At 64.3% G+C, this 22,727-nt stretch carries 23 protein-coding genes and 1 pseudogene; 9 read left to right on the top strand and 15 right to left on the bottom strand.

Going from position 1 to position 22,727, the window contains the following annotated elements; genetic code table 11:
- Window positions 1–3: 3 nt before the first annotated feature.
- The 8 genes from IVB41_RS19855 to IVB41_RS19820 all read right to left on the bottom strand — a co-directional run bounded on the left by IVB41_RS19855 (window position 4) and on the right by IVB41_RS19820 (window position 8,040).
- Window positions 4–891 carry a YicC/YloC family endoribonuclease gene (locus IVB41_RS19855; RefSeq protein WP_247434110.1) on the bottom strand — a complete coding sequence of 296 codons (888 nt, stop codon included), beginning with the start codon at window positions 889–891 and terminating at the stop codon, window positions 4–6.
- Between the two features lie 119 nt (window positions 892–1,010).
- Window positions 1,011–2,285, bottom strand: a complete 1,275-nt coding sequence (gene mltG, locus IVB41_RS19850) for an endolytic transglycosylase MltG (protein WP_247434107.1) — start codon at window positions 2,283–2,285, stop codon at window positions 1,011–1,013.
- A gap of 125 nt (window positions 2,286–2,410) precedes the next feature.
- The gene (gene fabF / locus IVB41_RS19845; RefSeq protein ID WP_027569666.1) at window positions 2,411–3,676 is read right to left on the bottom strand and encodes a beta-ketoacyl-ACP synthase II; all 1,266 of its coding nucleotides are present in this window, start codon (window positions 3,674–3,676) and stop codon (window positions 2,411–2,413) included.
- Between the two features lie 108 nt (window positions 3,677–3,784).
- Window positions 3,785–4,024, bottom strand: a complete 240-nt coding sequence (locus tag IVB41_RS19840) for an acyl carrier protein (protein ID WP_006020277.1) — start codon at window positions 4,022–4,024, stop codon at window positions 3,785–3,787.
- A 309-nt stretch (window positions 4,025–4,333) separates the two neighbouring features.
- Window positions 4,334–5,071, bottom strand: a complete 738-nt coding sequence (fabG, locus tag IVB41_RS19835; RefSeq protein WP_007592006.1) for a 3-oxoacyl-[acyl-carrier-protein] reductase — start codon at window positions 5,069–5,071, stop codon at window positions 4,334–4,336.
- A gap of 102 nt (window positions 5,072–5,173) precedes the next feature.
- Entirely contained in the window at window positions 5,174–6,133 is a 960-nt protein-coding gene (gene fabD / locus IVB41_RS19830; protein WP_247286415.1) for an ACP S-malonyltransferase, read from the bottom strand.
- A gap of 173 nt (window positions 6,134–6,306) precedes the next feature.
- On the bottom strand, window positions 6,307–7,332 hold the full coding sequence (locus IVB41_RS19825; protein ID WP_247434104.1) for a fatty acid desaturase family protein: 1,026 nt from the start codon (window positions 7,330–7,332) through the stop codon (window positions 6,307–6,309).
- Between the two features lie 3 nt (window positions 7,333–7,335).
- The gene (locus IVB41_RS19820) at window positions 7,336–8,040 is read right to left on the bottom strand and encodes a TetR/AcrR family transcriptional regulator C-terminal domain-containing protein (protein WP_247434101.1); all 705 of its coding nucleotides are present in this window, start codon (window positions 8,038–8,040) and stop codon (window positions 7,336–7,338) included.
- Between the two features lie 358 nt (window positions 8,041–8,398).
- Here IVB41_RS19820 and rpsF point away from each other — a divergent pair, with 358 nt between their 5' ends.
- The 4 genes from rpsF (at window position 8,399) to rplI (ending at window position 10,941) form a co-directional block, all read left to right on the top strand.
- A complete protein-coding gene (gene rpsF / locus IVB41_RS19815; protein ID WP_027569662.1) occupies window positions 8,399–8,920 on the top strand; it encodes a 30S ribosomal protein S6 in 522 nt (173 codons plus the stop codon).
- Between the two features lie 5 nt (window positions 8,921–8,925).
- Window positions 8,926–9,165: a 30S ribosomal protein S18 gene (gene rpsR / locus IVB41_RS19810; RefSeq protein WP_007592020.1), complete on the top strand. Its 240-nt coding sequence runs from the start codon at window positions 8,926–8,928 to the stop codon at window positions 9,163–9,165.
- Window positions 9,166–9,294: 129 nt separating this feature from the next.
- The gene (locus IVB41_RS19805) at window positions 9,295–10,272 is read left to right on the top strand and encodes a DUF2232 domain-containing protein (RefSeq protein ID WP_247360586.1); all 978 of its coding nucleotides are present in this window, start codon (window positions 9,295–9,297) and stop codon (window positions 10,270–10,272) included.
- Between the two features lie 63 nt (window positions 10,273–10,335).
- Window positions 10,336–10,941 (top strand): 50S ribosomal protein L9, encoded by a 606-nt coding sequence (gene rplI, locus IVB41_RS19800; protein WP_027569660.1) that lies wholly within the window; start codon window positions 10,336–10,338, stop codon window positions 10,939–10,941.
- Window positions 10,942–10,979: 38 nt separating this feature from the next.
- Here rplI and IVB41_RS19795 read toward each other — a convergent pair.
- Window positions 10,980–11,261: pseudogene (locus tag IVB41_RS19795) on the bottom strand (PaaI family thioesterase); the annotation flags it as partial.
- A 41-nt stretch (window positions 11,262–11,302) separates the two neighbouring features.
- On the bottom strand, window positions 11,303–12,319 hold the full coding sequence (locus IVB41_RS19790; protein ID WP_247434098.1) for a hypothetical protein: 1,017 nt from the start codon (window positions 12,317–12,319) through the stop codon (window positions 11,303–11,305).
- A 280-nt stretch (window positions 12,320–12,599) separates the two neighbouring features.
- Between IVB41_RS19790 and IVB41_RS19785 the strand changes: the two genes are divergently transcribed.
- From IVB41_RS19785 to alr, 3 genes are all read left to right on the top strand, one after another.
- The gene (locus tag IVB41_RS19785) at window positions 12,600–13,850 is read left to right on the top strand and encodes a cyclopropane-fatty-acyl-phospholipid synthase family protein (RefSeq protein WP_247434095.1); all 1,251 of its coding nucleotides are present in this window, start codon (window positions 12,600–12,602) and stop codon (window positions 13,848–13,850) included.
- 757 nt (window positions 13,851–14,607) lie between these two features.
- Window positions 14,608–16,116 (top strand): replicative DNA helicase, encoded by a 1,509-nt coding sequence (locus tag IVB41_RS19780; protein ID WP_027569657.1) that lies wholly within the window; start codon window positions 14,608–14,610, stop codon window positions 16,114–16,116.
- A 51-nt stretch (window positions 16,117–16,167) separates the two neighbouring features.
- Complete coding sequence (gene alr, locus IVB41_RS19775) at window positions 16,168–17,448, top strand: alanine racemase (RefSeq protein WP_247434841.1); 1,281 nt, start codon at window positions 16,168–16,170, stop codon at window positions 17,446–17,448.
- Window positions 17,449–17,460: 12 nt separating this feature from the next.
- On the opposite strand, the gene IVB41_RS19770 is transcribed toward alr, so the two are convergent.
- Window positions 17,461–17,679 (bottom strand): cysteine rich repeat-containing protein, encoded by a 219-nt coding sequence (locus tag IVB41_RS19770; RefSeq protein ID WP_247408405.1) that lies wholly within the window; start codon window positions 17,677–17,679, stop codon window positions 17,461–17,463.
- A gap of 40 nt (window positions 17,680–17,719) precedes the next feature.
- Between IVB41_RS19770 and IVB41_RS19765 the strand changes: the two genes are divergently transcribed.
- The gene (locus IVB41_RS19765) at window positions 17,720–18,490 is read left to right on the top strand and encodes an exodeoxyribonuclease III (RefSeq protein ID WP_247434092.1); all 771 of its coding nucleotides are present in this window, start codon (window positions 17,720–17,722) and stop codon (window positions 18,488–18,490) included.
- A 1-nt stretch (window position 18,491) separates the two neighbouring features.
- On the opposite strand, the gene IVB41_RS19760 is transcribed toward IVB41_RS19765, so the two are convergent.
- From IVB41_RS19760 to IVB41_RS19745, 4 genes are all read right to left on the bottom strand, one after another.
- The gene (locus IVB41_RS19760) at window positions 18,492–19,307 is read right to left on the bottom strand and encodes a DUF4886 domain-containing protein (protein ID WP_247360579.1); all 816 of its coding nucleotides are present in this window, start codon (window positions 19,305–19,307) and stop codon (window positions 18,492–18,494) included.
- A 97-nt stretch (window positions 19,308–19,404) separates the two neighbouring features.
- Window positions 19,405–19,773 (bottom strand): GFA family protein, encoded by a 369-nt coding sequence (locus tag IVB41_RS19755; protein ID WP_247434089.1) that lies wholly within the window; start codon window positions 19,771–19,773, stop codon window positions 19,405–19,407.
- 307 nt (window positions 19,774–20,080) lie between these two features.
- A complete protein-coding gene (locus IVB41_RS19750; protein ID WP_027569652.1) occupies window positions 20,081–20,776 on the bottom strand; it encodes an alpha/beta fold hydrolase in 696 nt (231 codons plus the stop codon).
- A 164-nt stretch (window positions 20,777–20,940) separates the two neighbouring features.
- Entirely contained in the window at window positions 20,941–21,813 is an 873-nt protein-coding gene (locus IVB41_RS19745) for a L,D-transpeptidase (protein ID WP_247434838.1), read from the bottom strand.
- Between the two features lie 188 nt (window positions 21,814–22,001).
- Here IVB41_RS19745 and IVB41_RS19740 point away from each other — a divergent pair, with 188 nt between their 5' ends.
- Window positions 22,002–22,727: a sulfite exporter TauE/SafE family protein gene (locus tag IVB41_RS19740; protein WP_007609293.1), complete on the top strand. Its 726-nt coding sequence runs from the start codon at window positions 22,002–22,004 to the stop codon at window positions 22,725–22,727.

Here is a 22,727-nt window from a genome sequence, read left to right as displayed (position 1 = left end):
CGATCACTCCAGATTCTGGACTTGCTCGCGGAACTGCTCGACCACGTTCTTCATGGCGAGGCCCGTATTGGTCAGCTCGATGTCGTTCGACTTCGAGCAACAGGTGTTGACCTCGCGGTGAAATTCCTGCGCCAGGAAGTCGAGCTTGCGTCCGACCGGGCCGCCCTTGCCGATCAGCTCGCGCGCCTGCGCGATGTGCGAGGCGATGCGGTCGAGCTCCTCGCGGATGTCGGCTCTGGTCGCAATCAGGATCGCTTCCTGCATCAGGCGGTCGGAATCGAAACGGTCGGAGGTGTCGAGGAGGCTCGCGATCTGCTCGGCGAGCCTCGCCTTGATCGCCTCGGGCTTGCGACCGGGCGCGGCCTCCGCCTTCTTCGCCAGCTGCTCGACCTCGTCCACGCGCTGGATCAGGATCTGCCCGAGCGAGGTCCCCTCACGCTTGCGCATCTCGACAAGTTCGGCGAGCGCCTTGTCGAAGGCGTCCGCGGCGGCGGCGCGCGCGGCCTTGTCTTCTTCCTCGTCGCCCTCGGGCTCGGCAACCTCAATGACACCCTTGATGGCCAAAAGCCCGTCGACGCTCGGCGCGACCGCGTCGACCTTGCCGGCGATCACGGCGGAGGCTTTGAGGACGGCGTTGAGCACGTCCTCGTTGACGCGGACGCTGGTGGCCGCATTGGCGCGTTTGACGGTCAGATTGGCGTAGACGGTGCCTCGCGAGAGCAGCTCGGCGGCGCGCTTCTTGGCATGAGCCTCGAGTTCGTCGAACCCCTGCGGCAGCCGCACCCGCAAGTCAAAGCCCTTGGCGTTGACCGACTTCAATTCCCATTCGAACGTATACGGCCCGCTCGCGCCGTGGCTTCGGGCAAAGCCGGTCATGGACGACAACGCCATCAGGTCAATTTCTCCAGAAGCACGGGATTCGCGCGGCCATCAAGCCACGCGAATCTTAAGACTATTTTGCAGGAAAGTGTAATCCGCAAAGTCCCGCGGGGGCAGGTCTGCGCGCAGGCCTAGCGCTGCACCACCGGGGGCGAGGCCTGCACCGCGCCTTGGCGGGCCGGCGGCGGACCCGCGGGGCGAGCGGCCGGCGGCTTTTTCTGCTGGTTGGGGCGCGCCGGCGTCGTCGCCGTCGGCGTATCGGCGGCACCGGGCGCGGCGGCGGCCGGCGCCTGCGCGTCCTCGGCCGGCTCGACCGTGTCGTTCTGGATCTGCTTTTCCATCGCGCGCAGCTTGGCCACATTCTTCTGGTGCGCGTCGTAGGTCTCGGTGAAGGAATGCCCGCCCGTACCGTCGGCGACGAAATAGAGGTCGCGGGTGCGGGCCGGGTTGGCGGCGGCCTCGAGCGAAGCGCGGCCAGGGTTCGAGATCGGGCCCGGCGGCAGGCCCTCGATCACATAGGTGTTGTAGGGCGAGGGCTGCGTGATCTCGCTGCGCTTGATCGGACGGCCGAGCGTGCCCTTGCCGCCGACGAGGCCATAGATGATCGTGGGATCGGACTGCAGCTTGATCCTCTGCTTCAGGCGATTGACGAATACCGCGGCGACGCGGCTGCGCTCGTCCGGTTTGCCGGTCTCTTTCTCGACGATCGAGGCCAGCGTCACCAATTGCTCCGGACTCTTGACCGGAATGTCCTGATTGCGGCGCTCCCAGATCTCGGTCAGCACGCGCTTGTGCGCCTGCTGCATGCGCTGGATCACCTGATCGCGCGGGGTGCCGCGCGGGAACTTGTAGGTCTCGGGCAGCAGCGTGCCTTCGCGCGGCAGCTCACGCACGCTGCCGGTGAAGATGTCGTTGTCGGACAGGCGCGCCACGATCTGCTCGGAGGTCAGGCCCTCCGGGATCGTCACGGCATGCTGCACCACCTTGCCCTCGACGATGGTGGCAATGACGTCGCGCAAGGACGCGTTCTTCTGGAACGAGTATTCACCGGGCTTGAGGTCCGAGCTCGCCTTCAACGCAGCGACGCTGGCAATGAACGCCCACGGATTGACGTCGGTCACGCCTTCCCGGTTCAACGTCTCGGCGATGTCGCGCTTGCCGGCCCGCTGCGGGATGTTGACGATCTTGTCTTCCTTCAGCGGTCCCGGCGCCTCGAGCACCTGTCGGCCGTAATAGTACACGCCGCCCGCACCGATCATCGCAATCAGCAGCAGGGTGATGATGGCGTTGCCGACGATCACGAAGGGATTACGCGCGCGGTCCGATCGCCTCGGCGGCGGCGGGACCTGCTCGGGCTCGAGCGCTGCCCGCGGACTCCGGGGCGAAATGGGCGGCCTTTCACTCATCGAAGCAACCTGAATCCTGCCGGTTCAAATGCGACCCGACAATCGCTTGTCTGGCCAAGTACACGCGCCCACTTGTATGACTATCGCCGAATACGGCAAAACGGTGGATTCGTCGCAAACACAAACTATTGGACCGGACGCCGGAAGATCACCGACGCGTTGGTACCGCCAAAACCGAAAGAATTCGACAACGCGACGTTGACCTCGCGCTGCTTCGCCTTGTGCGGCACGAGATCGATCGCAGTCTCGACCGACGGATTGTCCAGGTTGATGGTCGGCGGCACGACGTTATCGCGAATCGCGAGAATGGCGAAGATCGCCTCGATCGCGCCGGCCGCACCCAGGAGATGACCGGTCGACGACTTGGTCGAGGACATCGCGACCTTGGAAGCGGCATTGCCGAGCAGACGTTCGACTGCACCGAGCTCGATCTCGTCCCCGAGCGGCGTCGAGGTGCCGTGCGCATTGATGTAGTCGAGATCGGAAGCGGTGAGACCGGCGCGCTTGAGCGCAGCCGCCATGCTGCGGAAGCCGCCGTCGCCGTCGGGTGACGGCGAGGTGATGTGATAGGCATCGCCTGAGAGACCGTAGCCGATCACCTCGGCATAGATCTTCGCGCCGCGGCGCTTGGCGTGTTCGAGCTCTTCCAGGACCAGAACGCCGGCGCCCTCGCCCATCACGAAGCCGTCCCGGTCCTTGTCGTAGGGACGCGAGGCCTTCTCAGGCGTTTCGTTGAAGGCTGTCGAGAGCGCACGCGCGGCGTTGAAGCCGGCAATGCCGATGCGGCCGATCGGCGATTCCGCGCCGCCGGCAACCATGACGTCGGCATCCCCGAGCGCGATCAGACGGGCAGCGTCGCCGACCGCGTGAGCGCCGGTCGAGCAGGCCGTGACCACCGAATGGTTCGGCCCTTTCAGCCCATGCTTGATCGAGACATAGCCTGAGGCGAGATTGATCAGGCGGCCCGGAATGAAGAACGGCGAGACCCGGCGCGGCCCGCGTTCCTTCAGCAGGACCGCGGTTTCAGCGATGCCGTTGAGGCCGCCGATGCCGGACCCAATCATGGTGCCGGTGGCGCATTTGTCCTCTTCGGTCTCGGGATGCCAGTTGGCGTCGTCGAGCGCCTGGCCGGCTGCGGCCATGCCGAAGATAATGAAGTCGTCGACCTTGCGCTGGTCCTTCGGCTCCATCCAGATGTCGGGATTGAAAGTGTCGTTGGTACCGTCGCCGCGCACGACCGTGCAGCCGATCTTGGTCTGAAGATCGGAGACATCGAAGCTCTCGATTTTGCGTGCGCCACTTTGGCCGTCGAGGATGCGTTTCCAGGTCGGCTCGACACCGCAGCCGAGTGGCGAAACCATGCCAAGACCCGTGACGACAACCCGCCTCATATCCGAAAACTCCGCATCGAAACATTCACGGCCAATAACAAGAAACCGGCTGACCGCTGTTGGGCGGTCCGTCCGGTTTCAATGTTGTCCCCGCGAAAATGAAGAGCCTTAGCTCTTCGCGTTCTTCTCGAGAAACTTGGTGGCGTCGCCGACGGTGAGAATCGTTTCCGCGGCATCGTCCGGAATCTCGCAACCGAATTCCTCTTCGAACGCCATCACCAGCTCGACGGTGTCCAGACTGTCGGCGCCGAGGTCGTCGATGAAGCTCGCAGCATCGACAACCTTCTCGGGTTCAACACCAAGGTGTTCGACCACGATCTTCTTAACCCGCTCGCCAATCTCACTCATTGCATAACCTCGTGTTGTTCCCTGTAGACCCGACCCCCCGGGACGATACGAGCCGTCGTGGTCGTTGACTGCCTTCGCTTACGAACTTTGATTTGGCCCCATCCTAACCGATGCAGGCCCGGCGAATGACGGCCAAGGCTCCGCATCGCCAATATACAGGGTTTCAAAAACCTGCAATGGCGTTCTTTGCCCATCCGTTGAAGGTCCGGTTATCATACTTCAATTGCGTTGACTACAAGCCTCATTTCGCTCCGGAAACGGCCGTTTGCCGCATTCCGCGCCGCCAGGGGGGCGGTGCGGCATGAGGCGTCAGATCATGGCCATGCCGCCGTTGACGTGGATGGTTTGGCCGGTGACATAGGCCGCTTCGTTTGAACTCAGGTAGACGGCGGCCGCCGCGATGTCCTCGGGCGTGCCCAGGCGATTGGCCGGAACCTTGGTCAGAATCGTTTCGCGCTGCTTGTCGTTGAGCGCATCGGTCATCGGCGTCTTGATGAAGCCGGGAGCGATACAATTCGCGGTGACGCCGCGCTTGGCGTATTCGGCACCCAACGTCTTGATCATGCCGATCAGGCCCGCCTTCGACGCGGTATAATTGCCCTGCCCCGGGTTGCCGGTGACGCCGACCACCGAGGTGATCGCGATGATGCGGCCGAAGCGCTTGCGCATCATCAATTTGGTGGCGGCGCGGGCAAGCCGGAAGGTCGAAGTCAAATTGATGTTGATGACCTCCTCCCAGTCCTCGTCACGGAGCTGCACGAAGAGATTGTCGCGCGTGATGCCGGCATTGGCGACGAGGATGTCGACCTGTCCCATCGCCGCTTCCGCAGCGGGCACCAGCGCCTCGACCTCGTCGGCTTTGGAGAGATTGCAGGGCAGCACATGGGTGCGCTCGCCGAGCTTGCCGGCAAGCTCATCCAGCACTTCCTTGCGCGTCCCCGATATCGCAACGGTGGCGCCCTGCGCGTGCAGCGCCTGTGCGATCGCGCCGCCGATGCCGCCGGTTGCACCGGTGACGAGCGCCTTTTTGCCAGTCAGATCGAACATCGATAACTCCTCCAAAGCACGATCCGGAAAAATGCGCAGCGGTTCTCCGAAAGGATCGTGCGTCAACTAAAGAACTCGATCGCGACGACGAATCATCGCGCTTCAGGCCTGCTTCGCAGCGGCCAATGCATCCTTGGCGGCAGCAATGTCGTTGGGACCACCGACCGCGACTCCAACGGCACCGTCCGCAATACGCTTGACGAGACCGGTCAGCACCTTGCCGGCACCGATCTCGAAGAAACGGGTGACGCCCTGCCCCGCCATATAGGCCACCGACTCGCGCCAGCGCACGGTGCCCGTGACCTGCTCGACCAGGCGGCGGCGGATCTCGTCGGGATCGGTGATCGCGCTCGCCAGCACGTTCGACACCAGCGGGGCCGCCGGCGCCTTGATCGTGACCCCGGCCAGCGCCTCCGCCATCGCATCGGCGGCCGGCTGCATCAGCTTGCAATGGAACGGTGCGGACACCGGCAGCAACATTGCGCGCCTGGCGCCCTTGGTTTTGGCGATCTCGACGGCGCGATCGACCGCGGCCTTGTCGCCGGAGACTACCACTTGCCCGCCGCCATTGTCATTGGCTGCCTGGCAGACCTGCCCCTGCGCGGCCTCGTCCGCCACCGCCACGGCTGCCTCGTAGTCCAGGCCGAGCAGAGCGGCCATCGCACCGACGCCGACCGGCACGGCTTTTTGCATTGCGAGACCGCGGATGCGAAGCAGCCGCGCGGTGTCGGAAATCGTCAGGCTGCCGGCCGCGGCCAGCGCCGAATATTCACCGAGCGAGTGGCCGGCGACGAAGGCCGCATCCCGCTCCACGGAAAACCCGGCTTCGGCCTCCAGCACGCGCAGGGTGGCGACAGACACCGCCATCAGGGCCGGCTGGGCGTTTTGAGTGAGCTGGAGGGTTTCGGCCGGACCATCCCAGATGGTCGCCGTCAGCTTCTCCCCCAGCGCGGCATCGACCTCGTCGAACACGGCGCGCGCCACCGGAAAGGCATCCGCCAGCGCCTTGCCCATGCCGACCGCCTGGGAACCCTGCCCCGGAAATGTGAATGCTGCCGTCATCGGCGCTCCCTGCTTGTCGGGCGTGATCTCTGCGAGAACCGGCAGCCGATTACGCACGGCCGTAGGCCATGGTTCCGGATCATGCTCCAAAGGGGGCCGTAGACACTGTCGGGGGCTGGAATGTCAAGCCAAGATAGGAACTTCGATCAGCCTTCAACTGATGAGACGGGTCTCTAAAATCCGCCGGCCGTCTGGTTGGCGTCGACCTCGGACCCCGCTTGCGCGCGGCGCGCGCTGTTGACCAGTTGCCCCGGGCGGTCATCGCGGTTCGGCTTCGCGGTCGCAAGCCGCAGCACGGCAGCGTAACTCGGCTGCACCTCCATGCGGCCCGCATGCCGGCTCTGGCTCAGCAGGCGGTGCACCTTGGGCAGATTGTAGCAGGGCACGTAGAACAAGAGATGATGTTCGAGGTGGTAGTTCACGTAGTACGGCGCGATGAACAGGCGCTCGAGGAAATTGGCGTAGGTGGTGCGGGTATTGCGCAAGGGATCGCTGCTGTCGGGCACGACTGCGTGCTCGGCGATGTTGCGGATACGGGTGATGACCATCATCCAGGTCAGGAGCGGCACCAGCCATAGCAGCGGATAGGCCCACCACACGCCGGCCGCCGTGAGCGCTGCGAACATCGCGCCATTGACCAGACATTGCGGGCCGAGATGCTCCCAAAAATGCGCCGCGCGCTGTCGCAACGGCCAGTCCTTCGGCCCCAGCGCATTGAGCAACTGCGCCTTGCGCTGCTGGTAGCCAGTCTGCCCTGTGAGGTCGCGAATGAACTTGCGGCGATAGCTCAGCTTCGTGATCGGAAATGGCGCCGACAGCACGAGATCGGGATCGTCCTCCTGCTGCGTGCGCGCATGATGCTGAAGGTGATAGCGCCGATAGCTGCGCGTCTCCGCAAACAGAGGATAGGCGCAGAACCACTGGCTCATGGTCAGATTGGTTTTCTCGTCGGCGGACAGGCAGCCATGCGCGCCGTCATGCATGAGGATCGCGAGCCCGAGCTGGCGCGAGCCGATGATGGCGACGGCGAAGAGATAAGTGATCGGATTGGGCCACCACGCGACCAAGGCGATTGCCGCGATGATGAGCGCCCAGGCGTGCGCGATCAGCGCGACGCCTTTCCAGGTCACGCGCTGGCGCACGTCGGCAAGTTGGTCGTCGGTCAGGAAATCGCGGGCACGCATGCGAAGCGCAGTCATGGCCTAACTCTCCTCATTCGAATTGCTCGATGCGTCGCGCGCGTCGACAAGGCGCAGGCGCGTCGTGTCACTATTGAATTTCGCCTGTTCACCCAGCACGCGCAGCATCTCGGCGCACAGCGCCTCGGGCGAACGGCCCATCGCGCAGCCCTCGAGGATGACGCCGATGGCGACGGCCCAGAACCGCCGCGAACTCTCATCGGGCGCGCGCAGGGAGCGCCAGCCGTGCCGCGCGACCTGGCTCGCATAGGCTCGCGCACCCTCACTGTGCAGGCGCTCGATGGTGCGCTCGACCAGCGGCGCGAGATCCTGGCGCCGCCGCGTCAGCGTCAGCGCCTCGGCGAAGAAGGTCACCGAATCGCTCGCCGTGACGGTCTCGGCCAGCGCGTGGGTATAGTCCCGTGGCGTGCGCGCCTTCAGCGCCGCCTGCTCGGTCGCTCGCGCCAGGTACAGCAACTCGCGGCAGGCGCATTCGACGAACAGCGCCTCCTTGGTGCGGAAGTAATAGGTGATCTGGCTCGGGAACGCGTTCGCAGCGGCTGCGATGTCGGTGATCGCCGTGCCCGACAGCCCCCGCTCCCGAAACAGCGGGCTCGCGGCATCCAGCAGCAGCGAGCGCATTTTGCGGCCGGCCGACCGCGTGGCGCGGGCGGCGTGTTTGGGATCGCCTGCCGCCTCGAGCGGCTCCTGGGCCGACTTTTCTGCCATTGGGGTTCGCTCCCGTCAGCTTTGTTTGTATGATATACAAAACAAATAAATCAAGCCGGTATGGTGGACCGCGGTGGATCCAGCCGCCCGCATCGGGACCATCCGCGCCAAAACGCCGCCTGCAACCTTGCCAGAAACCTTGCCAAGTCAGCCGAAATCCGTATAACGCGTCCATCCGCAGACCCCGGCCGGGAGCTGAACGGACGGTCTCAGCAAATCATTCGTGATTTTGGTGTGGCAGGGCCAGTCGGCCCGTCGTCCCGTGTTTCCGCCTTCTGAGCTTAATCCCAGAGTCCTTTCCGAAGGCCTCTTAAGGGCTTGACGCCGGGCGATGCGCCAACATGAGGAAAGGACTTCCATGGCTCTCTATGAGCATGTTTTTCTCGCGCGCCAAGACGCGAGCACGCAGCAGGTCGAAGAGCTGACTGCGCAAATGACCGGCATCGTCGAAGGTCTCGGCGGCAAGGTCACCAAGACCGAGAATTGGGGCGTACGCTCCCTCACCTACCGCATGAACAAGAACCGCAAGGCGCATTTCGTGCTGCTCAACATCGACGCACCGTCCGCGGCGATCGCCGAGATCGAGCGCCAGGAGCGCATCAGCGAAGACGTGATCCGCTATCTCAGCGTCCGCGTCGAGGAGCTCGAGGAAGGCCCGTCCGCGATGATGCGCAAGGCCGACCGTGACCGCGAGCGTGACGACCGTGGCGGCGGATTCCGTGGCGATCGCGAAGGCGGTGGCTTCCGTGGCGACCGCGAGGGTGGTTTCCGTGGTGGCGATCGTGAAGGTGGCGGGTTCCGCGGTGACCGCGGTCCGCGCCGTCCGCGCGAAGACGCTGAAACCACCACGACCACCACCACCACGACGGATGGGGAGTAAGAACAATGGCTGAAGCTGGTGCACGCCGCCCGTTTTTCCGTCGCCGCAAGAGCTGCCCGTTCACGGGCGCGAATGCTCCGAAGATCGACTACAAGGACTCCAAGCTGCTGATGCGTTACGTCTCCGAGCGCGGCAAGATCGTGCCGAGCCGCATCACCGCGGTGTCCGCGAAGAAGCAGCGTGAGCTTGCCCGCGCCATCAAGCGCGCGCGGTTCTTGGGCCTGCTGCCCTACGTCATTCGCTAAGACGAATTCGGCCGGCGGCGACATCGCCGCCGGCCGAGCTACCTAGTTTCTCATAAGGCTTCCGGGTCGTCCGGTCGCCGATGGTTGGGGCGAGATGCCTCTAACCGCTCGAAGGGAGCGGGACAGCTGATGATGGCCTTTGGACTGATAGCCCTGATCGCCGGCGCTGCGTCGGCCCTGATGTTCGCCTCGATCGCTTCGGGCGCGCTGATCTCGCTCGTCCTGTTCTATCTCGCACCGCTGCCGCTGATGGTCGCTTCGATCGGCTGGGGACCGCTTTGCGCGAGCCTCGGCGGCATCGCCGCCGCGGTTGGCCTCGGCGCGCTGTTCGGCCTGCCCTACTGCATTGCCTTCGCCGTCACCGTCGCATTGCCGGCCTGGTGGCTCGGCCATCTCGTCCTGCTCAGCCGGCAGGTCGGACCCGCCGCGCCGAAGCCCGCCGCCGAGCCGCCCACTGAGCCAGTGCTCGAGTGGTATCCGGTCGGCCGCATCCTGCTGTGGATCGCGGGCTTCGCCACACTGACCACGCTCGCCGCCCTGCTCACGCTCGGTACCGACGCCGAGACCATCACCGGCACGCTGCGCCGTGGCCTGATGCGCCTCCTCCGCGCCGCCGACCCGCAGACCTCCGGCGAGACCGACCAATTCGTCGACGCACTGGTGCGGATCGTGCCGGCCGCCGCCACCATCGTCGCGATGATGACGCTGACCCTCAACCTCTGGCTCAGCACCAAGGTGACGGCGACGTCGGGCCGGCTGCGACGCCCCTGGCCGGACCTGATGACGGCGGAGCTGCCGCCGATGACGCTCGTCGCGCTCTGCATCGCGCTCGCCTTCTGCTTCACCGGCGGACTGCTTGCGATCGTGGCGCAGATCGCGGCGGCGGCGCTGATGATGGGATATGCGCTGACCGGCTTTGCCGTGCTGCACACGCTGACCCTGGCGCTGAAGAGCCGCACCTTCTGGCTCGGCTCTACCTACGCCGTCGTGGTCGTGTTCGGATGGCCCGTCATGGCGATGGTGATCCTCGGCCTCGCGGATGCCGTGTTCGGCCTCCGCGAACGCTTCCTTCGTACGCGCCAACCACCGCCGCTGCCGACCTCTTGAGTTCAAATCCGAAAGTTCAAGTTCGAAATTCCAACTCACTCAACACATCAAAGGAGAACGAATATGGAAGTCATTTTGCTGGAACGCGTCAACAAGCTCGGTCACATGGGCGAAGTCGTGAAGGTTCGCGACGGCTATGCCCGCAATTTCCTGCTCAAGCGCGGCAAGGCGCTGCGCGCCACCGCCGACAACCGTGCCAAGTACGACGGCATGAAGGCCGAGCTCGAGGCTCGCAACCTTGAGTCCAAGGGCGAGGCGTCCAAGATCGCCGAGAAGATCCAGGGCAAGAACATCATCGTGATCCGTCAGGCTTCGGAAGCCGGCCAGCTGTTCGGCTCGGTCAACGTGCGCGACATCGTCGTGGCGTTCGAAGCCGACGGTGTTTCACTGTCCCGCCCGCAGGTTCAGCTCGACGCGCCGATCAAGACCATCGGCAAGCACACCATCACGGTCGCCATCCACCCCGAGGTCGAGATCGAGATCAGTGTCACCGTGGCGCGCAGCCAGGACGAGGCCGAGCGCATCAACCGCGGCGAGGACATCTCGAGCCGGAACGAAGACCGGGATGCTGCGGCCGAAGCGATCGCAGCTGCCGGCGAGTTCTTCGACCCGGAAGCCCAGCAGGACGACGCCGAGCCGGCGCCGGCTGCGGAAGAGACCGAGAAGTAAGCCTCGCATTCGCGCAAGGCTTTCGAAGCCCGGTCGCCTCAGGCGGCCGGGCTTTTCGTTTTGGCGCCAACGTCCTCGCTCAGCATCGCGATCGACGCGAGCGCGGTTGCCGGTTGCTTCTCGATGCCGTCGGTGACGCAGAAAGCGTCGGCTGCGACCACGGAGACCTGACGCCCCGGCTTGATCACCCTCGCCCGGCAGATCAGCTTCTTGCCAGCCGTGGGCGACAACAGATTGAGCTTGTATTCGGCCGTCAACGCCGGCTGGCCGCGCGAGATCGCGGCTGCGATCGATCGTGTTGCGGTCAAGACGACGAAGGCCGCGCGAGCGCGCGGCCTTCGTCGTCGAAATATATGGTCGTTTATCGCGAAATCGGCGGCGTCGGCGGACCGGAGGATTCGGCTGGCGGCGGTGGGGCCGCAGCGGTTGCGGGCGACGCGGGCTCCTGCGACTTCGCTGGCGGTTCGGCCCTCGCGGCGGGCTTGGGGGCGGCGTCTTCCGCCGCCTTGGGCGCAGCTGGCTCGGCGGGCTTCGCGGCGGACGGTGCCGCCGGCGTCACCTGGGGCACCGGATCGGGCCGCAACGCCGGAGCCTCGCTGCCGCGCGGCTCAACCTTGGCACTTTCCGGCTTGGCCTCGGCGGGCTTCTCGGACGGCTTGCTGCCTTCAGATTTACCGCCTTCGGATTTAGCCTCGCCGGAATCCCCCTTCGCAGTCTCGGGCTTTGTCTCGGGCTTGGATTCGACCTTCGGCTCGCTCTTCTTGTCGTCTGCCGTGGGCGCCGCGGCATCGACCTTCGGTGCCTCATCACTTCCCGGCTTGCCACGCTTGCCGAGACGCTTGGCCTTGCGCCCTTCGGGGGCAGCCTGGTCCTCGGGCTTCGCGCCTTCCTTCGTTCCTTCTTCGGCCGGCCGCGCGGCGCGTTTCTGACGCGCGCCCTCGACCGCGGGAGCGGCACCCTCGCCTTCCGGCTTGGCGGACTCCTGGGAACGTTGCCGGCGGCCCTGACGTTCGGGGGACTGCGCGGGATTGGTATTGGCTTCCTTGTCCTTGTCCTTGGCGCCGTCCTTCTTATCCTTGCCGTCCTTGGCCTGGTAGCGGGTGTCGGTGGCTCCGTTGGAGACGAGGTAGGAGGCGAGCACGCCGGCCATGTCGGAGCTGGTCGTGTAATGCTGGCGCAGGAAGCCCGGCAGCGAGCCCGGCGCCACCGTTTTCAACAGGCCGCGCGGGCTCTTGTGACATGCATTGCATGTCTGCGCGAAAAGCTGGGATGGGGCCTTGCCGGCCTCGAGGTTCGTCGCCTGCGCGAGAACGGTATCGGTCGCGCCGAAGCCGATCAGAAGCAAGATCGTCGCGAGGCTGAGCGCTCGGCTCGACATTCCCATCATCTCCATTGAATTCCGAGAGGTGCAGCCGGCAGGCGGCGCCGCGGCGGGTCACCTTTTATCCGATTGAGCCGCGAATGGAAGCAGCCTCCGCGCGCAAGGATGTGATTAAGCGGTTTGGGAATATCCGCTTTGAGCACAGCGCAATAGCGGGCCCGGGACACCTCCCTAGATCTAGATGCAAACGCATAGGAACCGCCGAGATGCCCGGGCGTAGGGTGTGAAAGGCCGGGTAGTCGCATCTCTTCGGGTCCGCTCGAGAGGATGGGTACCGATGGATCGATTGTTGCGCCAATTTCTGTGTCAATTCATCCGCCGCGGGTCGATGACGGTGACCACGGCGAAGGGCTCGAAGTTCACCGTCGGCGACGGCTCGGGCGAACCGGTCGCAGTCCGCTTCGTCACCGCGGACGCAGAGCGAAGGATCCTCGTCAATCCCGAGCTCGGGCTTGGCGAGGCCTACATGGACGGCGAGTTCGTCGTCGAGCACGGCACCATAGCTGATGCCCTCGCGATCCTGCTCGATCAACCCGACCTATTGCCGCACTGGGCAAAACCCTGGTGGCACCTGCGCTATCTGGTGCGGCACCTGAAGCAGTTCAATCCGCGCCCGCGCTCCCGCAGCAACGTCGCACACCATTACGATCTCGATGCAAGGCTCTATTCGCTCTTTCTCGACGCCGACAAGCAATACAGCTGCGCCTATTTCGAGACGCCGGAGAGCACGCTCGACGATGCGCAGCTCGCCAAGAAACGGCACGTCGCCGCAAAGCTGCTCGTCAAGGGCGGCCAGCGCGTCCTCGACATCGGCTCGGGCTGGGGCGGACTTGGGCTCTATCTCGCCGAGATCGCAGGTGCTGACGTCACTGGCGTCACGTTATCGACGGAGCAGTTGCAGATCGCCAATGCGCGCGCAGCCGAAAAGGGCCTGACCAGATCCGCCAAATTCCTGCTTCAGGACTATCGCGACATCGCCGGCCCGTTCGACCGCATCGTCTCAGTCGGCATGTTGGAGCATGTCGGCGCGCGCTTCTACGACGCCTACTTCAGGCGCTGCGCCGAGCTGCTGGACAAGGACGGCGTCATGTTGCTGCACTCGATCGGCCGTTCGCAGGGCCCGGACTCCACCAATCCGTGGATCGCCAAATACATATTTCCCGGCGGCTACATCCCTGCTCTCTCGGAGGTGCTGCCGGCGATCGAGCGGGCCGGCCTGCTGATCTGCGACATCGAGATACTGCGCCTGCATTACGCCGAAACGCTGAAGGCATGGCGCGAGCGCTTCATGGCGCGGCGTGAAGAAGCCGTGCAGCTGTATGACGAGCGCTTCGCGCTGATGTGGGAATTTTACCTGGCAGCCAGCGAGATGACGTTCCGCAAGCAGGATATGATGAACTTCCAGATTCAACTCACCCGGCGTCAGGGCGTCGTGCCGATGACGCGCAACTACATCGCGCGTGAAGAAGCCCGGCTGCGGGCCGTCGAGGCCGGCGCCAAGCCGAGGCTGAAGCTGGCTGGTGAATAAGTCCTAATGGCGCAGGGTCGAAATCGGAGCAGACCGGAAAGAGGCCGTTAAGGCCAATTGCATCCGCAGTGCCTTCAGGATTTCGGGGGCGACCGGTTCCCGACGCACTTCAGGCCGCTCAGCATGCTCCATGGCCGCGATCAGCCCCGACAGCCAAAGTCGGCTGCCTGCTTCGCTTCGCCAATTCCGGGGCTGCCGTTCTGGCCGCATCGCTTGCCTCGTTCCCTGGTGGCAGACCGGGAGACAACCCCCCGCCCGCTTGCCTGTTCCGGCTGTACCCCCGAAAGAATCCGGGGAGATGTGATCTGCTTCACATAAGTCTCGTCGGCCCTGGCTTAGACCGTCGCCATGAGCAAAGAGACCCAAACCTCATTCGACGTGCAGGACGACCTCCGCACCGATTACGCCCTGATCGCTACCGGCGTCGGGGCGGCTCTGGTTGCACTGGTTTACCTCCTGCTGGTCTGAACCGAGCCGAAAGCGCCCAGCGTGCGTCATTTCGCGCGCGTCTCGATACGTCTGCCCGCCAACCCATTAGGTTCACTTCAACGAGCGTTTTCCGTGGCGCGGTAGCGGCGGCTTTCAGGTCCCGGCATGGTTCCAGGAAAATCCGTCAAGCGCGGCGCGGGCTGCGGCGGCCAATCATCCACCATTTTAATGATCGGTTGATAGCAGCGAGCTTTTGCTTCCGCTTTGGTCTGAGGCGGCGCTTTATCCCGGCCCCGCATCCGCCCCAGAAAATTGCTATCGCTCGACCATGGCCCTGACTGATTCGAACGTTCTCAAACTCGCGCCCGAAGCCGGAACTCCCGCTTATCGTAGCGCGCCGCATAATATCGAGGCGGAACAGAGCCTGCTGGGCGCGATCCTGGTCAACAACGACGCGTTTTACCGCGTCTCCGACTTCCTGGAGCCGAAGCATTACTTCGAGCCGCTGCACCAGACCATCTTCGAGACCGCCTCAAGCCTGATCCGGATGGGCAAGATCGCGACGCCCGTCACGCTCAAGACCTTCCTGCCCGCCGACACCGACATCGGCGGCATGACCATCGGGCAATATCTCGCGCGCCTCGCCGCCGAAGCGACCACGATCATCAATGCGCAGGATTATGGGCGCACCATCTACGATCTGGCATTGCGACGCGACCTGATCGGCATCGGCGAGGACATGGTCAATGTCGCCTATGACGCCCCGGTCGACTTCGCGCCGCGGGCGCAGATCGAGGACGCCGAGCGCCGTCTCTACGAACTCGCCGAATCCGGCCGCTACGACGGCGGCTTCCAGAAATTCTCGCAGGCGCTGACGCTTGCGGTCGATCTGGCCGCGAAAGCGTTCCAGCGCGACGGAAAGCTGTCGGGCATCTCGACCGGCCTGCGCGACCTCGACACCAAGATGGGCGGGTTGCAGCACTCCGACCTCATCATCGTCGCCGGCCGTCCCGGCATGGGCAAGACCTCGCTTGCAACCAACATCGCCTACAACGTCGCCCGCGCCTACGTTCCAGAACTCCAGGCCGACGGCACCATGAAGGCCGCCCATGGCGGCGTCATCGGCTTCTTCTCCTGCGAAATGTCGGCCGACCAGCTCGCCACGCGTATCGTGGCCGAGCGCACCGGCATCCCCTCCTCCTCGATCCGCCGCGGCGGCATCTCGGAGGCCGATTTCGAGAAGATCCGCGAGGTCTCGATCGAGCTGCAGTCGTTGCCCTTCTATGTCGACGAGACCGGCGGTCTCTCCATTGCGCAGCTGATGGCGCGCGCCCGCCGGCTGAAGCGGCAGAAGGGCCTCGACCTCATCGTCATCGACTACATCCAGCTCTTGTCGGGTTCGGGCAAGCGCAGCGAAAACCGCGTGCAGGAAATCACCGAGATCACGACTAGCCTGAAAGCGCTCGCCAAGGAACTCAGCGTGCCCGTGATTGCGCTCTCGCAGCTCTCGCGCCAGGTCGAGTCGCGTGACGACAAGCGGCCGCAGCTCTCGGATTTGCGCGAATCGGGCTCGATCGAGCAGGATGCCGATGTCGTGCTGTTCGTCTACCGCGAGGAATATTACCTCGGAAACAAGGAGCCGCGCCCGGGCACACCCGAGCACGAAAAATGGCGCCTCGACATGGATCTTGCGCATGGCAAGGCCGAAGTCATCATCGGCAAGCAGCGCCACGGCCCGACCGGCACCGTCGATGTGGCCTTCGAAGCATCGATCACACGGTTCGGCGACCTTGCGCCGGACAGCCAGGTGCCGGACCGCAGCGGCAACGACTACTGAGTTCCCTGGGTTGAACCTGACCGGCCTCTTGCGTAAAACGGCGCCATGACAATGGCGTCCGACCCGAAAATGATCCCGCAATCCGGCCTTCTCTCCGCGGAGGCCAATCAGGCTGCCGCGCTCGCGACCTTCGGTGGCGTGCTCACCGTCGATCTCGACGCCATCATCGCCAATTGGCGCAAGCTCGAGAAGACGGCGGTGCCTGCCGAATGCTCGGCGGTGATCAAGGCGGACGCCTATGGCTGCGGCGCCGAGCAGGTCGCGCGTGCCCTGAACAAGGCCGGCTGCAAGACCTTCTTCGTCGCTACCATCGAGGAAGCGCGCAAGGTGCGCGCGGCGGTGCCGGAGCCTGCGATCTACGTGCTCGGCGGCTATTTCCAGAACACCGGCGAGCACTACGCCCAGATCAACTGCCGCCCCGTGATCGGCGATCTCAACGAGCTCGCCGAATGGGACGTGTTCTGCCGCCGCACCGGCTGGACCGGTGGCGCCGCCATCCACATCGACACCGGCATGAATCGGCTCGGCCTGACGCTTGCGGAAGCACAGGCCATCATCCCCCGCATCAACGCCGGCGATCACGGCATCACGCTGGTGATGAGCCATCTGGTTTCGGCCGAGCAGCTCAACAGCCCGGTGAACGCCAAGCAACTCGCGGCCTTCCGCGGCATCGCCAGCGAATTCTCCGGCGTGCCGGCGGCGCTCGCCAATTCGTCCGGCGTCTTCCTCGGCGCGCCCTTCCAGTTCGACATGGTGCGGCCGGGCGCCGCGCTCTACGGCGTCAACCCGACGCCGGAGGCCGACAATCCGATGCAGCCGGTGGTCGATCTCAAGGCCCGCATCGTGCAGATCCGCAATATCGAGCGCGGCGAGAGCGTCGGCTATGGCGGCACCTGGACCGCACGGCGGCCGACGAAACTCGCGATCATCGCGGTCGGCTATGCCGACGGCTATTTCCGCGCCGCAAGCTCCAACGACGGCACCCGCGGCGCCGAGGTCATCGTCGCCGGCAAGCGCTGTCCGGTCGCCGGCCGCGTCTCGATGGACCTCATCGCGATCGACATCACCGATCTGCCGCCGAACGCGGCGCGGCGGGGCCACATGGTGACGCTGCTCGGCGAAGGCATTACCGTCGACGAGCTCGCGCATCATTTCGGAACGATCGGCTACGAGGTGCTGACCAGCCTCGGCCGCCGCTACGCCCGCATCTACAAGGGCGGGAACGTGGTGGAGCCGCTGGCCAAGCCGGCGCCCGCACAGGCGGTCGAGCAGCAGACGCCCGCTCCGCCGCCGGTCGAGCCGCCCGCTAGCCCACCGCCGCTGCCGGGCTGAGCAGCACGCCGCTTACTTCTTTTTCCTGCTGTCCAGCGCCGTCTTGCAGGTTGCGGTGAGCTTGTCGCGCTTGGCGTTGAGGCAGGCGACGATGCCGCCGCCCGGCGCAATGCCGGCGCAGAATTTGTCATAGTCCGCCTTGCACGCGCCGCGCGGATCGGATGATTGTGCCGAGACGCCCCCGGAGAACGCAACGGCGACGGCGATAACGGCAAAGCTCAACTTGGACATTGTTTCTCCGGTAACGGAAGGCAGGAGCCGGTAGCTCTACATGAAGATCGCGACGTTCAACATCAACAACATCAATCGCCGCCTGCCCAATCTGTTGGCATGGATGCGAACGGCGAAGCCCGACGTCGTCGCACTTCAGGAGTTGAAGGCAAGTGATGGCGAATTTCCGGCGGCCGCGCTCGAAAAGGCCGGTTACGGCGCAGTGTGGTGTGGACAGAAGACCTGGAACGGCGTCGCCATCCTGGCCCGCAATGCCGAGCCCGTTCTCACCCGCGATCGCTTGCCGGGAAAGCCTGCCGATCACGAAGCCCGCTACATCGAGGCCGCGGTACGCGGTGTCATCGTCACCAGCATCTACCTGCCGAACGGCAATCCGCAGCCGGGACCGAAATTCGACTACAAGCTCGACTGGTTCGCGCGGCTCAAGCGCCATGCCAGAACGTTGATCAAGCAGGATCTGCCCGTGGTGCTCGCCGGCGACTACAACGTTGCGCCTGATGAGATCGACATCTATCCGACGCGCTCGTGGGACAAGGATGCCTTGATCCAGCCGAAGAGCCGTGCGGCTTTTGCGTCGCTGGTGGCGCAAGGCTGGTGTGACGCGATCCGCGAACTGCACCCAGAAAAGCGCATCTACACCTTCTGGGATTACAAGCGAAACCGCTGGCCGCGCGATGCGGGCCTGCGGCTCGACCATCTCCTGCTCAGCCCTGCCCTCGCCTCACGCCTGGCAAAAGCCGGCGTGGACAAGAAGGTTCGCGGCGAGGAAGGCGCGAGCGATCACGCACCGGCCTGGGTCGTGCTGCGCTAGGTCAGCGCCCGTAATATTCCTGCACCGTATCCCACGCTGCTTTTTGCAGCAGCTCCACCGTCGGTGCGTCCAGTCCCATCGTGTAGGAATTGCCGACCGGCGAGCGGCCCGTCAGCGCGGCGAACGTCACGCAGGTCGCCAGATACGTGCCTGCGGGGCTCGGGTGCCGCTTGTCCGGCGCATACAGATTGAGCTCGGGCTGCAGCTTGCGCACGCGCGCGAAGGCGAGACCTGCGGGGATCACCAGCGCATCATTGGCGTTGCCTGCGATCGTGTAGGCCTCGGCCAACGCTTCCGTCATCTCAGGCTTGTCGGCGTAGGCCCAGGACATGAACAGGACCGGCCGCATGCCGTGGGCGCGGACGATCTCGCTGTCCTTCTTCGCGAAGGTCGCGAACGCGTCCTTCAATTGCGGATGGATCGGGCACTGGCTGCAATCCATCATCACGACGGCGTCGTACTGCCTGCCCGGCTTGTTGAAGACGACGTTGTTCTGCTCGTCGAACGAATAGGCGCCAAGGCCGCCCGGCCGCAGCAGATTGTCCATATCGTGCCAATCGAGGCCGGAGCCGCCGATCGTTGCCATGGTGTTGCGATAGGCCGCCTTGTTTTCGGGATACGCAGCCCGCTCCATGAAGGAGAGATGCCCGGGCATGCCGTTGTTGTAGTAGAAGAAGCTGTTGCCGACGAACAGCGCGGCCTTGGGGAAATCCGGTCCTGATGTCGTGACCTTGGGCTTGGTCTGCGCCTGCGCATTGAAGCCGGCTACAACGGCCAGACACATCGCGAGCATCACTCGCGCGAAAAGACGCATCATTGGCTTCCTCCCCTTTTCTGTCGGGCGGAAACAGATCAGCTTTTCAAGAGTGTCTCAAGAGCACGGACGAGCAGCAGACATGCGTGAGAGCGCATGCTCACCACAGATTCTTGCCGTCGATCATGGTCACCGGCACGGCCTCGAGATCGAACTCGTCAAACAGGCGCGCGTTGACGCCGACCTTGGGATTGTCGAAATCGGGCTTGCCGGTCGACCAGTCGGGCGACTCCGAATAGGTACCGCAGCCGCAGCTTGCGCAGAAATGGTGTTTGACCGTGCGGCTGCCCCAGAGATAGGTCGCGACGTTCTCCGAGGGCGACAGCAGCCGAAACTGCGCCGGCGTGTAATAGGCCCACAACGCGCCGCGCTTGGCGCAGAGCGAGCAGGTGCAGCGGGTCACGCTCGAGGGCGCCTCCGTCACCTCGAACACCGTCTCACCGCAATGACAACTTGCCTCGATCGGCATGACCCGCTCTCCGTTTTGTCAGGAGATGGTCGTAGCCGGACCCTGCTGCCAACATGCTGTCAGCAGCGCGCAGCCGGCCTTGACCGGTGTGCTGCGAACCCCGACTTGCCGCGCCAACTCGACAAAAACATGAAAAACAACCCCATGCACAGTAGCCGACCGCTGGCGAATCAATGGGTTACGCATGCTCCGAAACGGGCAAAACACCCGCGGCATGTCTCTGGAAGCAGTCGTCGCGCACCAGACAGTGAACAGGAGAGATCGCCCACGAGCGACCTCTCCTTCGCATTCAGCGCAGTGACGGCGATCAGCCTTTTTGAACGGCGGCCACGGCCTTGCGTATGACGTCGATCACCACGCCAGGCTGGGACAGCATTGGGACGTGACTGCTCGCGACCTCGGTCACTGTCGCTCCCATACGCTTCGAGACCCAACGTTGCAGATCGGGATGCACAGTGTGGTCTTTCGTGGCCAGGACGTACCAGCTTGGCTTCGATCTCCACGCGACCTTGTCCGCGCTGAGCTTTTGCTGCTGGAACAGATCGTAGACGGGCGCATAGTGGGTGGCCCAAACCAGCTTCTGGTCTGCCTCGGAGAGGTCACCTGCGAAGAACTCGGTGCCGCTCGGAAGCATCCAGGCACGCCCATCCGCCACCTCGACGCGAGAGAAAATGTCCGACGGATATTTGTCGAGCTGATCCTGTACGGTTTCGCCGGCATCCGGAGCCACCGCCGCAATGTACACCAGCCCAACCACGCGCTCATCCGTGCCTGCGCCTGTAATCGTTGCCCCGCCGTAAGAATGACCGACGAGGAGGACGGGGCTGCCCACACGATTGAGCGTGCGCTTAACCGTCGCCAGATCCTCCTCGTAAGAGTCCAAACCATATTGAACGGCAATCACCTCGTGCCCATCGGCCTGCAATGCAGGGATGACCTTACTGAAGCACGAGCCATCGGCCCAAATGCCGTGGCAGAAAACGATCGTTGGTTTGCCGTTCATGGGAACTTGCCTTCCTGATCACAATTGAAGAGCGACAGGATAGCGAGGCGGTAAGGCGCGTCTTCCGGAATGGCACGGGTAGGTGTGGTCTTTTGAAAATAGCTCGATTGGGCGACTTGACTTGCCTCCTTGTCCTCCGTTGCAGGAGGAGGACGAAGGACGAGTTACTGGGCCTCGGCGATCTTCGGTCCGGATGACGGCATCTGCGCGTGGGTTGCGGAGGGCCGGTTCAACGGGGATGCCGGGTCCGGTAATCGGAAAGCGGCGTCGGCCGGCGCTCCCTGGGGTGGTCGACGGGCAACGGTTGTCGGAAGCACGATCACTTTCGCGCCGACTTTCACGCGATCATAGAGGTCAACGACGTCCTCATTGGTCAGCCGGATACAGCCGGACGAGACCCGCTTCCCGATCGTATCGGGCTTGTTGGTGCCGTGAATTCGATATTCCGTCTCGCCCAGATACATCGCCCGAGCGCCGAGCGGGTTGCCGGGACCGCCGGCCATGAACCGCGGCAGATAGGGCTGACGCGAGACCATCTCCGCGGGCGGATGCCAATCCGGCCATTCCGCCTTGCGAGCCACAGTCTGCTCACCCGACCATGTGAAACCTTCGCGGCCAACACCGATGCCGTAGCGCAGTGCCTGCGCGTCGTTCAGGACGAGATAGAGGAAGGTGTTCTTGGTGTCGATGATCACGGTGCCCGGCGTCTGGCGGCTGGCGTAGTCGACCACCTGCCGAACCAATGCTCCGGGAACGTCGGCCGCTTTGGGCGGTTCGATCAGAGGCGCGGGGGCCGGAAGCGGAGCCGAAGCCGGCGTCGGAGCCGGAGCTGATGCATGAACCGGCGTTGCGACGTAAACCGGAGTTGACGACGCCTGGACTTCGTGCGCGGGCGGCTTTCGTGCCGGTTGCACGTTCGCCGGCCGGGACAGCAAACCGTACCCCAACGCGCCAACGGCCACAGCGCCAATTGCAACTCTCGCGGCCATCGGGATCGCGAAGGTCTCCGCCTTTCCGCGTTTGGCCCGTTTACCCATACTCTTCCCCCAGATCACTATGCCCAAGAGAGGTACCCAGTAAGATTTAAGAAACTTCGAAGCGATTTCGCTCAGACTGGAACCGTCGCCGATGGTTAACGCCGGGCTTCGGCAAGACAGGGTTCCCTCGCCTCGCAGATCGCCTGCGCCGCTGGCCGCGGCTAAACTCCCGATTCGTGGAGACCGTTTTGGCTTTTCTCTTCGTCCTCATCGTCGGCCTCATCGCAGGCACCATTTCCGGCATCGTCGGCACGGGCTCGTCGATCATGCTGATGCCGGTGCTTGTCTATGCCTATGGGCCAAAGGAGGCGGTGCCGATCATGGCGGTGGCCGCCGTCATGGCCAACTTCTCACGAATCCTGGCCTGGTGGCGCGAGGTCGATTGGCGGGCCTGCGCGGCCTATTCGGTGACAGGCATTCCGGCCGCCGTGCTCGGCGCGCGGACGCTGCTGGCCCTGCCCTCTCACGCCGTCGATCTCGCCATCGGGGTCTTCCTGATCGCGATGGTGCCGGTGCGACACTGGCTGGCGCGGCACGATCTCAAGGCCAATCTCTGGCATCTGGCGATCGGCGGGGCCGTCATCGGTTATCTCACCGGCATCGTCGTCTCCACCGGCCCGCTCAGTGTCCCGCTGTTCCTGTTCTACGGCTTGTCCCGGGGCGCCTTCCTCGCGACCGAAGCGGCTTCTTCGCTCGGGCTCTATGCCGCGAAATCCGTGACCTTCGAACGGTTCGGCGCGCTGACCGGCGACGTGTTCGTCAAAGGCCTGATCGCTGGATCTTCGTTGATGGCGGGCGCCTTCATCGCCAAACGCTTCGTGCTGCGCCTGAAGCCGGAGATGTTCCGCGTCGTGATGGACGCGATCATGATCGCCGCCGGCCTCTCCATGCTGTGGAATGCGGCGCAGCCGTAG

This window comes from Bradyrhizobium sp. 44, from assembly GCF_023073095.1.
Classification (GTDB): domain Bacteria; phylum Pseudomonadota; class Alphaproteobacteria; order Rhizobiales; family Xanthobacteraceae; genus Bradyrhizobium.
The sequence above is the reverse complement of the archived record's forward strand: the minus strand, read 5'-3'. Positions and strand labels throughout refer to the sequence as shown.

Bases quoted from the DNA above. Each gene is read 5' to 3' on its own strand.
- alr (WP_247434841.1), top strand. From the start codon at position 16,168: ATGGCGTCCGACCCGAAAATGATCCCGCAATCCGGCCTTCTCTCCGCG.
- IVB41_RS19785 (WP_247434095.1), top strand. From the start codon at position 12,600: ATGGATCGATTGTTGCGCCAATTTCTGTGTCAATTCATCCGCCGCGGG.
- IVB41_RS19765 (WP_247434092.1), top strand. From the start codon at position 17,720: ATGAAGATCGCGACGTTCAACATCAACAACATCAATCGCCGCCTGCCC.
- IVB41_RS19750 (WP_027569652.1), bottom strand. From the start codon at position 20,776: ATGAACGGCAAACCAACGATCGTTTTCTGCCACGGCATTTGGGCCGAT.
- rpsF (WP_027569662.1), top strand. From the start codon at position 8,399: ATGGCTCTCTATGAGCATGTTTTTCTCGCGCGCCAAGACGCGAGCACG.
- fabF (WP_027569666.1), bottom strand. From the start codon at position 3,676: ATGAGGCGGGTTGTCGTCACGGGTCTTGGCATGGTTTCGCCACTCGGC.
- fabD (WP_247286415.1), bottom strand. From the start codon at position 6,133: ATGACGGCAGCATTCACATTTCCGGGGCAGGGTTCCCAGGCGGTCGGC.
- fabG (WP_007592006.1), bottom strand. From the start codon at position 5,071: ATGTTCGATCTGACTGGCAAAAAGGCGCTCGTCACCGGTGCAACCGGC.
- IVB41_RS19780 (WP_027569657.1), top strand. From the start codon at position 14,608: ATGGCCCTGACTGATTCGAACGTTCTCAAACTCGCGCCCGAAGCCGGA.
- IVB41_RS19840 (WP_006020277.1), bottom strand. From the start codon at position 4,024: ATGAGTGAGATTGGCGAGCGGGTTAAGAAGATCGTGGTCGAACACCTT.
- IVB41_RS19790 (WP_247434098.1), bottom strand. From the start codon at position 12,319: ATGTCGAGCCGAGCGCTCAGCCTCGCGACGATCTTGCTTCTGATCGGC.
- IVB41_RS19820 (WP_247434101.1), bottom strand. From the start codon at position 8,040: ATGGCAGAAAAGTCGGCCCAGGAGCCGCTCGAGGCGGCAGGCGATCCC.
- IVB41_RS19770 (WP_247408405.1), bottom strand. From the start codon at position 17,679: ATGTCCAAGTTGAGCTTTGCCGTTATCGCCGTCGCCGTTGCGTTCTCC.
- IVB41_RS19760 (WP_247360579.1), bottom strand. From the start codon at position 19,307: ATGATGCGTCTTTTCGCGCGAGTGATGCTCGCGATGTGTCTGGCCGTT.
- rplI (WP_027569660.1), top strand. From the start codon at position 10,336: ATGGAAGTCATTTTGCTGGAACGCGTCAACAAGCTCGGTCACATGGGC.
- IVB41_RS19825 (WP_247434104.1), bottom strand. From the start codon at position 7,332: ATGACTGCGCTTCGCATGCGTGCCCGCGATTTCCTGACCGACGACCAA.
- IVB41_RS19805 (WP_247360586.1), top strand. From the start codon at position 9,295: ATGATGGCCTTTGGACTGATAGCCCTGATCGCCGGCGCTGCGTCGGCC.
- IVB41_RS19745 (WP_247434838.1), bottom strand. From the start codon at position 21,813: ATGGGTAAACGGGCCAAACGCGGAAAGGCGGAGACCTTCGCGATCCCG.
- IVB41_RS19855 (WP_247434110.1), bottom strand. From the start codon at position 891: ATGGCGTTGTCGTCCATGACCGGCTTTGCCCGAAGCCACGGCGCGAGC.
- IVB41_RS19755 (WP_247434089.1), bottom strand. From the start codon at position 19,773: ATGCCGATCGAGGCAAGTTGTCATTGCGGTGAGACGGTGTTCGAGGTG.
- mltG (WP_247434107.1), bottom strand. From the start codon at position 2,285: ATGAGTGAAAGGCCGCCCATTTCGCCCCGGAGTCCGCGGGCAGCGCTC.
- rpsR (WP_007592020.1), top strand. From the start codon at position 8,926: ATGGCTGAAGCTGGTGCACGCCGCCCGTTTTTCCGTCGCCGCAAGAGC.